Source organism: Stenotrophomonas sp. WHRI 8082 (assembly GCF_040223995.2).
In the GTDB taxonomy this organism is placed as follows: domain Bacteria; phylum Pseudomonadota; class Gammaproteobacteria; order Xanthomonadales; family Xanthomonadaceae; genus Stenotrophomonas.
Window position 1 is genome coordinate 1609039 of sequence record NZ_CP167826.1, and the last position, 9369, is coordinate 1618407.

A 9369-nucleotide genomic window follows, 5' to 3' on the forward strand; every position below is an offset into this window, starting at 1 on the left:
TGGTTCCGGCAGGACGATGCATTCTCCGCCGTGCCCGTGAGGGCAAAACAGAGGTAATCACGCTTAGTCATGCGGGACTGCAATCCCGGCTGGCGCGTTGCGGCACCAGCGGGACCTATCGTGCGCAGCAGCGATCCTGCGGGTACATCAGGAAAGTTGCGTTGTGGTCGCGCTACGCGTCATCCGCGACGTCACTGCGTTGGATGGCATAACGAGGGCGCCATCACCCCGCGACCGCCAAGGCCACTGCTTCGCCCAGCTCGCGCGTTGTCGCCGTGCCGCCCAGGTCCGGCGTCAGCGGACCACGCGCCAGCACACCCTCGACAGCCGCAAGGATCGCGTCGTGGGCCGGCTGACAATCGAGGAACTGCAGCATCAATGCCGCCGACCAGATCATCGCAACTGGATTGGCTACGCCTTTACCATAGATGTCCGGCGCCGATCCGTGCACCGGCTCGAACAAGGACGGGAAATCCCGCTCCGGGTTGAGGTTTGCCGACGGTGCCAAGCCGATCGTGCCCGTGCAGGCAGGACCCAGATCAGACAGGATGTCGCCGAACAGGTTGCTCGCCACCACCACGTCAAATCGCTGCGGCTGCAACACGAAGCGCGCCGTCAGGATGTCGATGTGCTGCTTGTCCACGATCACATCCGGATACGCCGCACCTACCGCATCGGCGCGACCATCCCACCACGGCATGCTGATGGCGATGCCGTTGCTCTTGGTCGCCACGGTCAGGTGCTTGCGTGCGCGCGACTGCGCGAGCTCATAGGCGTACTTCAGCACCCGATCCGCGCCGTGGCGGCTCATCACCGTTTCCTGGATCACGATCTCGCGCGGGGTGCCCTCGTACATGATGCCGCCGAGGTTGGTGTACTCGCCTTCCGTATTTTCGCGCACGACGAAGAAATCGATATCGCCGGGCTTGCGGCCGGCCAGCGGGCACGGCACACCCTCGAACAGGCGCACGGGCCGCAGGTTGATGTACTGATCGAATTCCCGACGGAACTTCAGCAACGAGCCCCACAGCGAGATGTGGTCCGGCACAAGGTCGGGCCAGCCCACCGCGCCGAACAGAATCGCATCCTGATCCTGCAGCTGCGCCTTCCAGTCGTCCGGCATCATCTGACCGTGCTGCTGGTAGTACGCACAGCTGGCCCAGTCGATGTGGGTAAAGTTGAACGACAGATCGAAGCGCTTGGCCGCCGCTTCAAGCGCGCGAAGGCCTTCGGGCATCACTTCCTTGCCGATGCCGTCGCCGGGGATGACGGCGATGTTGAACGTGCGTGCCATGAGGGGCTCCCTGCGTGACGGAAACCACCATCATGCCAAGAAAAAGGGTCAGACCGTTCCCGGATGGCGGAAGCGCTCTGACCCCATTGTTGGCTTACTCAGCGCCAGCCACCGTTGTGGTGGCGACGATCATAGCCACGACGATCATCCCAGCGACGCTGGTCATGGCGGCGATCCCGCTCGCGGTAGCTGGTGCGCTGGTAGCGCTGGTCGCGGTCATACCGATGACCACGGTCGTAACGGTAATCGCGGTTGTTGCGGCGATCCTTGGTGGCGACATTACCAATCGCACCACCGGCCACTGCGCCGCCTGCGGTCATCAGCGGGTCGCCGTTGGACAGCACATGGCCCGCCACGCCGCCTACCACTGCACCCACCAGGGTGTTCTTGTCCTTGCGCGACAGCGCGTCTGCATTGCCTGCGGCGGTCACGCCTGCGGTGAGTGCCAATGCCAGCGCCAGGCCACGGAAGCTGAAAACAGTAGAAGTGAGCATCATCGGATCCTCTAATCGGGAAGGTGATCAGCTACGAAGCTGGCGGGTCATCAGTGCCCCCGCACAATCGAATCTGTGCCTCGAAGATTGCCGCAACATTGCGTACCCGGGGATGAACCGGCGCCTGTTCAGGTTGGCGCAAGTAATCATCGCTGAGCTGATCGCTACTAGGCATCTCTGCCCGAGCCTCGGTACTACATCATCGCGTTAAGCGATAGATGATTACCGGATCCACACTGATGTTAACGTCAATAGCGTTCGTGCTGTTGCCAACCACTGACCATAAGCCAGTCTCGTAATCCAACTGCTCGACTTTAGTCCACCAGCTGTTTAATCCGATCAACCCCCTTACAGACTGGCGCGGGTTTCGTGAAGCTACAACAAGCCTTGAACTAGACTGATCGGCATTTGCATACTCTCCGACGATGAAATCCCCGCTCGAAATCCATCCCGCCAGCTTGCCTTTATTTACACCAAGCTCACTGTCGACGAAACCAATATGACTAACACCATTTAATGCTTTGTAAAGTTGGCGTGTAACTCCATAGGTGCTTGCCTGATCTGACAGCAAGGGTGTCGGCGAATTGTCGGCAGCCAGCAATCCCTGCGTATGAGGTTGAACGTCGGTAACGTTAGTCCGGAGATCATGGGAGACGAAATTGGCGAAAGTCGACCCACCAAACACATTGAACCAGCCTGCAAACCAACGGAGTTCGTGGAAGCTAGCGTACTGAAATGGATCAGGCCCACTCGCCCCACCTAAAGATCTTACATTCTGCAAATAAGCAACAGGCACCTGCCCTCGAGACCTCCCAAGATTGGTTACGATCGACATGTTTTCAGCCAGCAACAGTCTTTGGGCCGCGGGACAAGATACGAGTGAGCGGACAAAAGGGTAAATATCAAAAGCAAGATAATCTGGCCTGACCACGTCCGAGATGCTCTGCGCATATGCCGAGTATTTTCCCACCATCGAAGCAGTCTTTTCTGGATCTGAAATCTGACCCAATCTGCAGTCAACCCCATATTCTATTGGCGACATCGCGCCCGCATGTTGAGTGCCCGCGTACGAAGCTGCGTTAGCATGAATAGGCAACAGATTGACGATAATCTTAATTCCAGCCAGCCGGCGATCTTTCCGAACGCAATCAGTTAGCTTACCTAGCGCCTCAACTTGGGTCTCAGGCGGTTCATCTTTGAAATGCAGCCCAGCAAACGTGCTGCCAAACTCCTGCCGCAATGGCTCAAGCACCTTAGAAATCCTGTTTTCTGAAAATGCAGTGCAACTGAACTCATTATCGATCAGAGATGCTTCGAAAGACCACCTTTCATAAGTATAGAAAGTTAGTCCCCTCTCCCTAATCAGCCCTCCCAGCATTCTCAGCTCGCTAAGCTCAGTTGAAGGCACCAGAAACCGGGTAACACCTGCCGAAGCAAGGTTATCAATGACAACCCCCGCCTTCGCCGGATCTTTCAGATAGCAGTCCGAACTGTTGGGGAGGTCACACTTCCCGCCAGCCATCATTGCGAACGTGCCTTCACTAATTTCGCTCTCGGACGCCCCCGTCATCGTTGCCGGGAAAGCAAATACGAGTCCGACCACTATGCTTCGGAAATCGCTAACCACCTTATTTTTCAGCTCAGCGGCCACGAGCGTCCTCGACAAGTATTCCATTACCTTAATTCCTGGCGGTTCGTTTTAGGATCCTGCGTACATTACTTCGATGGCGTGCATCTGTCTTCTGTTCGTGAACCGGTTTTCGCTTAAAAATACTTCGAGGGGCCAGCGGGCACGATGCCGGACGGATTCAGATGGGCATGGCTTTCGTAATAGTGGTGCTTGATGTGCTGGAAGTTCACCGTCGATGCCACCTCTTCGATGTCCATCATCCGCTTCACGAACGCATGCAGGCCAGGGTAGTCCGCGATACGTTTCACGTTGCATTTGAAGTGGACGTAATAGACCGAATCGAAGCGGATCAGTGTGGTGAACAGACGAATGTCCGCTTCGGTCATGACGCCGCCCACCAACCAGTCCTGGTTCTGCAGCAGGGCATCCAGCTCGTCCAGCGTCTCGAACAGCGGCCCGATGGCTTCCTCATAAGCCTCCTGCGTGGAGGCGAAGCCCGCCTTGTACACACCGTTGTTTACGGCGTCGTAGACCTTGTCATTGATCTGGTCGATCTCACTTCGCAGCTCGGCCGGATAGAAGTCACCGGGGCGTGCGCCCAGCGCGTCATAAGCCTCGTTGAACATGCGGATGATGTCGGCGGATTCATTGCTGACGATCTCGCCCCGCTCGCTGTCCCACAGCACCGGCACCGTTACCTTGCCGGTCATGCCGGGCTTCGCCGCCTGGTAGAGCTCGTGCAGGTAGGTGGCATTGCGCTCCGGGTCCGGCGTCACCAGCGGGCCAGGCGCGAAGCTCCAGCCGTTGTCGCCCATGTGCCAGTTCACCACGGACAGCGGAATCAGGGTTTCCAGGCCTTTCAGCGCGCGAACGATCAGCGTGCGGTGGGCCCACGGACAGGCCAGGCTGACATAGAGGCGAAAGCGTGCGGGTTCCGCCTGCACGGCCGGCTCACCGGTGGGGGCGTTGCCGCCGTCCGCCGTCAGCCATCTACGGAACGAAGCTTCCTCGCGATGGAATTGCCCATCGTCGCCCGCTGCACCCGCCATGCCCTTCTGCCATACGCCATCAATCAACATGCCCATCGGGGAACACCCTCCTCTTTAATCAGTGTGGGTGACCGCGATGTTGGCTATGCGGCCACGCTTCTGTTGTAACGGAGGGGACGACAACCCGCGGTGAGGGCTGCCGTCATGCCGTAAGTACGCCTGGCTTTTTCCCTGCGTGACTCACAGGCGGATTACTTGCCCCAACGCCATTTCGGCGGCTCGCCTTTCAGCCAGCAGATCAGCACGAGCACCAGCACCACGGCCCAGGTATAGAGCTGGAATTTCAGCATTTCACGGGCGGGCGGAAACAGGAAGAAACCGGCGATCAAGGCGGCTGCCGCCACGGTGTAGATCACCCAGCCCTGCCATGCGCTGGGAAGTCCCCAGCCCCATCCGTAGGTGCGCGAGGTAAACCAGTAGTTCTTGTTGCTCATCCTTGCTCTCCTTCGTCCTGTCATGGCGCCTGGCGCGCGGCCAGACATACACGTATTTCCTCGTACAACGGTTGGTCAAGCACCAGATCGGCCCTACCGTGAACCGGTATGCGCAGTGACGCCGCGCCAGCGCGAAGGGCGAACACTTCGCGACCTGTTCCCGTCTCGAATCTGCCCATCTGCACGCTTCCGGTGCTGGTTCCGAGTTTACGACGGGGGAGTGCCAGCGTTGAAGCATCCACTGCGTCGTCGAACTGGATGGCCGATAGCGGAATGGTTGTGGAAACGAACAGGGCGGAGGCTGTCAGCGTGTCGCCCTGCACGGTAATGTGCGCACTGCGCGCCTGGTAGATCAGGCCTGCCGAAACAATAAGTACCAAGGCGAGGGAGCCCCCCAGAACGATGTTTCTGGAGCGGGTGCTCGTGCCTTCGGAGACGGGCGCGCGCCAGATGGCGGCCACTGCCAGTGCGGCCAGCAGGCAGATTCCCAACGGCAGGGCATAGGCGCTGAACAGCGGGACGTGGAGTGTTGCTTCACAGATCATGCGTCCTCCTGGTTTGAAGACACGATTACCCTAACGCACTGGGCTGGCATGTCTGCTTTCACAAATCGCGCAGCGTCTTGATAGTCTGCACTGTGACGGCTACTCCATACCGCCACCGCTCATTGGCGCTGCCATGTTCGTGGACTTCGGCATGTTGGGTCTCAGCGAAATCTTGAAGCCGAGCACACGCTCCAGCTTCGCAATGGTGTCCTTGAGGCGGTCTGCCTGATTGGCATCCCCCGAGATGTAGATCAGCACGCGATCCTCGCCAGGAAAGCCCGAAGACCCCGTGATCCCTGGAATTTCGCTGTAGATCAAGGACCGGTGGCTATCCAGCACCTGGTGAAACTCTTCGTTCGTGTAGCGATGGCCTGCCTCGAACACCACACGTGTCGCCCCGCTCGGCGTTCGCGCAACTCTGTTCGGGACGGAGCCCGGCCCTTTGAGCTCAACGAGGATGTGCTGGTCTGGATCGTGTTGTATGGAAATATCGGTCAGGCGCTCGGCAAACTCTTCGCGTAGCGACTCCGACACAGGCATGAGCTCGCTTTGGATGGCCATACGTGAAACCGCATCGTCGATCGATACGCCGGGATGCCGTGCCACGTAGCTGCTGACGAGCATTTCCAGTTCCAGCATCGCCTCGGTACCCGGCGGGGGTATCTGTGCAGCCGCCGTGGACGAGACGAATGCTAGGGCGACGGCTGCAGCTATCCTTTTCATGCGGCGTACCTCTCCATGTCCATCATGGTCGTTGCCTGTCCTAGGTTTGACGCTAACAGAAAACGACATCGTGAGCTGCGGCCGACATCTCAACTGGAAGTGCAAGTGCGTGGGGTGCCCCCTCTGCGCGCGTCAGCGTTACCTGCCTACGCGCACGACGATGGATTTCTGACTGATCCCCACACCATCCCAGCCCACACTGGTCCCACCACCCCAAGGGACCCTCCCATGAGCCTCGCGCTGGTCCACAGCCGCGCCCGCTCCGGTGCCGATGCGCCGCTGGTTCGTGTGGAGGTGCACCTGTCCGGCGGGTTGCCCGTCACGCAGATCGTCGGCCTGCCGGAAACCACCGTGCGCGAGTCCCGCGAACGCGTTCGTGCCGCCCTGCTCTGCGCACGCTTCGACTACCCGCAACGACGCATCACCATCAACCTCGGGCCGGCCGATCTGCCCAAGGAAGGCGGCCGCTTCGACCTGGCCATCGCGATGGGCATCCTCGCCGCCAGCGGCCAGCTCGACCCACAGCAGGTGGTCCGTCATGAGTACGTGGCCGAACTGGCGCTTACCGGCGAGCTGCGCCCGGTAGACGGCGTGTTGCCCGCCGCCATCGCCGCTGCTGAGGCCGGCCGCACATTGTTCGTGCCACCCGCCAATGCCGCCGAGGCCGCGCTGGCGGAACATGCGGATGTGCGCGTGGCCCGCACGCTGTTGGAAGTCTGTGCCTCCGTGGATAACCCGGCGCGATTGCCGCGCGCAGAAAGAGAGAGCATCGAGGCCGATCCGCCGCTGGACCTGACCGACGTACGGGGCCAAGCGCATGCGCGGCGCGCTTTGGAAGTGGCTGCGGCGGGCGGGCATCACCTGCTGCTGATCGGCAGCCCGGGTTGCGGCAAGACGCTGCTGGCGTCGCGACTGCCCGGCATCCTGCCGGAGGCCAGCCAGGCCGAGGCGCTGCAGACGGCTGCGGTGGCGTCGATCAGCGGCAGTGGATTGGACCCACGACGATGGCGGCAGCGGGCGTTCCGGGCGCCGCACCACAGTGCGAGTGCAGCGGCGCTGGCGGGCGGTGGTAATCCGCCACATCCCGGCGAAATCTCGCTTGCGCACAATGGCGTGTTGTTCCTGGATGAGCTTCCCGAATGGTCACGCAGTGCATTGGAGATCCTGCGTGAGCCGTTGGAGTCGGGCCATATCCGGATCAGCCGGGCGGCACGCAGCGCGGTGTTTCCTGCGCGGTTCCAACTGGTGACGGCGATGAACCCCTGCCCTTGCGGCTGGGCGGGTGATCGCAGCAATCGGTGTCTGTGTACCAGTGAGCGTATCCAGCGTTATCGCGGTCGGGTGTCTGGGCCGCTGCTGGATCGCATTGACCTGCATGTCACGGTGATGCGGCTGTCGCCGGAAGAGCTACGGGAAGGTGCACCTGCGGGCGAATGCAGTGCGGATGTGCGGGCGCGTGTGATTGCAGCGCGCGAGCGGCAGTTGGAGCGCGGGGCGCTCAATGCGCACCTGGACAGCAAGGCGCTGCGTGCGTGTGCGTCGCTGGTGGAGGCGGATCAGGGGCTGTTGGAGCAGGCGATCGAGCGGTTGCAGCTGTCGGCGCGTGCGATGCATCGGATTCTGCGCGTGGCGCGAACGATTGCGGATCTTGCCGGGTGTGAGGACATCGGGACGGAGCATCTGGCGGAGGCGATCGGGTATCGGCAGTTGGATCGTGGGGGTGGGTTCTAGGGGGCGGTTGGGGGTGCGGGTGATGAGGCATTCCGCCGAGCGTGGCTCGGCGCTACCGGGGCGTGCGATAGAATGACGCGTGCGGCACACAGGCCGCTTGGCCGTGCTGGAGCCTTGAAGTGAAATCGATCTGGACGTTGATGCTGGTTGGCCTGTCCGTGGCGGCCCCGATAAAGGCGCATGCCGCTGATACCAGCGAGGGTGCGTTGTATGCGGTCAATGCGGCGGCGCTGGCGGCTGCCATTACCCACTGCACCGCGCGTCATGGCGAGTTGCAGCAGGGATCGCCGGGCGCGGCGTGTTTTGTCCGTGCGCGCGGGATTCTGGGGACGTTCGGGTTGAAGCAGCGTTCGACGGAGGTGGCGTCGCGGTGCAAGGATCCGGCGCAGTTCAATACGTGCCTGACGCCGGAGATCGCGCGGATGACGCATGCGTTGAATGCGGAATTTGCGAAGAGCGGGATCTGAGCGAGTTGGGGCTGACGGCCAGCGGCCGTCACTACCAGAGCGAAGACTGACGGCCAGCGGCCGTCACTCCCGGTGTCGCTCGATTTGAATCAGCGGGCGACGTTGCACGCCGCCCGCTGTGGGTACTTACTTCTGGCCGCTGACGGTGATTTCGACGCGGCGGTCCGGTGCAAGGCAGTTCACCAGGGCGCTACGGGCCAGGCTGTCGGCGCAGTTGCGGGTGACCGGTTCGGCTTCGCCGCGGCCTTCGGCGCGGATGCTGCCGGCGGCTACGCCGTGGTCGGCCAGCAGGCGACGCACGGTGTCCGCGCGGGCCTGCGACAGGCGCTGGTTGCTGTCTTCGCTGCCGATGTGGTCGGTGTGACCGACCACGGTGACCTGGCTGTCCTGCGCGCTGCTGATCTGCGCGGCGATGCGAGCCAGTTCGTCACGGCCGTTGGGCTTGATGTCCGCCACGCCGGAACGGCCGAAGGCGAACAGGGCATCCGCTGACAGCGAGAAACGCGCCACATCCGGCGCGCCCGCCACCGCCGGGGCAACAGGCGGTGCCGGCGGCTTCAGCATGTCAGCGCACGAGGCCGGGGCCCAATGGAACGACTGGCCGCGCTTTTCATCGTCGAACTTCACCTGGTACTGGCAGGTCACGATGCCGTCCGGGGTGCGGAAGTGGAACAGGTAGTTCCAGGCCTTCGGCGCGAAGCCTTCGCTGAAGTGCGGGCGGCCCAGCAGGTGGTACAGCTGCTCTTTGGTCACGCCGGGGCCCACGCTGCGCAGGTTGGCCACGTTCGGGAAGGTACCTTCCTTCAGCACGATGCGGTCCGCGTCCGGGAACACCACGTCGCCGTTGGTTTCCTTCGCGGTATGGGTACTGCAGGCGGCCAAGGCCAGGACCAGCGCGGCCAGTGCGGCGGCTTTGAAGCTCTTTGCTACGTTCATCAAGACGTTTCCTTCGAATTCGAATGGGGTTGCATGGCTGCAGCGGAGCCGGCGCGTGGCCGGCTC

10 protein-coding genes are annotated in these 9369 nt (G+C 61.7%); 2 read left to right on the plus strand and 8 right to left on the minus strand.

The window, feature by feature from the left end; genetic code table 11:
• Positions 1-223: 223 nt before the first annotated feature.
• The 7 genes from ABRP17_RS07105 to ABRP17_RS07135 all read right to left on the minus strand — a co-directional run bounded on the left by ABRP17_RS07105 (position 224) and on the right by ABRP17_RS07135 (position 6169).
• A complete protein-coding gene (locus ABRP17_RS07105; protein WP_349986003.1) occupies positions 224-1294 on the minus strand; it encodes a tartrate dehydrogenase in 1071 nt (356 codons plus the stop codon).
• Between the two features lie 98 nt (positions 1295-1392).
• Positions 1393-1788, minus strand: a complete 396-nt coding sequence (locus tag ABRP17_RS07110) for a glycine zipper 2TM domain-containing protein (RefSeq protein ID WP_188327374.1) — start codon at positions 1786-1788, stop codon at positions 1393-1395.
• 199 nt (positions 1789-1987) lie between these two features.
• Positions 1988-3463, minus strand: a complete 1476-nt coding sequence (locus ABRP17_RS07115) for a hypothetical protein (RefSeq protein WP_349986005.1) — start codon at positions 3461-3463, stop codon at positions 1988-1990.
• A gap of 89 nt (positions 3464-3552) precedes the next feature.
• Positions 3553-4503, minus strand: coding sequence for a glutathione S-transferase family protein (locus ABRP17_RS07120; protein ID WP_349986006.1), 951 nt, complete (start codon positions 4501-4503; stop codon positions 3553-3555).
• Between the two features lie 155 nt (positions 4504-4658).
• Positions 4659-4901 carry a hypothetical protein gene (locus tag ABRP17_RS07125; RefSeq protein WP_192094357.1) on the minus strand — a complete coding sequence of 81 codons (243 nt, stop codon included), beginning with the start codon at positions 4899-4901 and terminating at the stop codon, positions 4659-4661.
• Between the two features lie 20 nt (positions 4902-4921).
• Positions 4922-5446: a hypothetical protein gene (locus tag ABRP17_RS07130; RefSeq protein WP_349986008.1), complete on the minus strand. Its 525-nt coding sequence runs from the start codon at positions 5444-5446 to the stop codon at positions 4922-4924.
• A gap of 99 nt (positions 5447-5545) precedes the next feature.
• On the minus strand, positions 5546-6169 hold the full coding sequence (locus ABRP17_RS07135; protein WP_349986009.1) for a hypothetical protein: 624 nt from the start codon (positions 6167-6169) through the stop codon (positions 5546-5548).
• A 228-nt stretch (positions 6170-6397) separates the two neighbouring features.
• On the opposite strand from ABRP17_RS07135, the gene ABRP17_RS07140 reads away from it, so the two are divergent.
• Positions 6398-7900, plus strand: coding sequence for a YifB family Mg chelatase-like AAA ATPase (locus ABRP17_RS07140; RefSeq protein ID WP_349986011.1), 1503 nt, complete (start codon positions 6398-6400; stop codon positions 7898-7900).
• 119 nt (positions 7901-8019) lie between these two features.
• Entirely contained in the window at positions 8020-8367 is a 348-nt protein-coding gene (locus ABRP17_RS07145; RefSeq protein WP_349986012.1) for a hypothetical protein, read from the plus strand.
• Positions 8368-8493: 126 nt separating this feature from the next.
• On the opposite strand, the gene ABRP17_RS07150 is transcribed toward ABRP17_RS07145, so the two are convergent.
• Positions 8494-9303 carry an OmpA family protein gene (locus tag ABRP17_RS07150; protein WP_349986013.1) on the minus strand — a complete coding sequence of 270 codons (810 nt, stop codon included), beginning with the start codon at positions 9301-9303 and terminating at the stop codon, positions 8494-8496.
• Positions 9304-9369 lie beyond the last annotated feature (66 nt).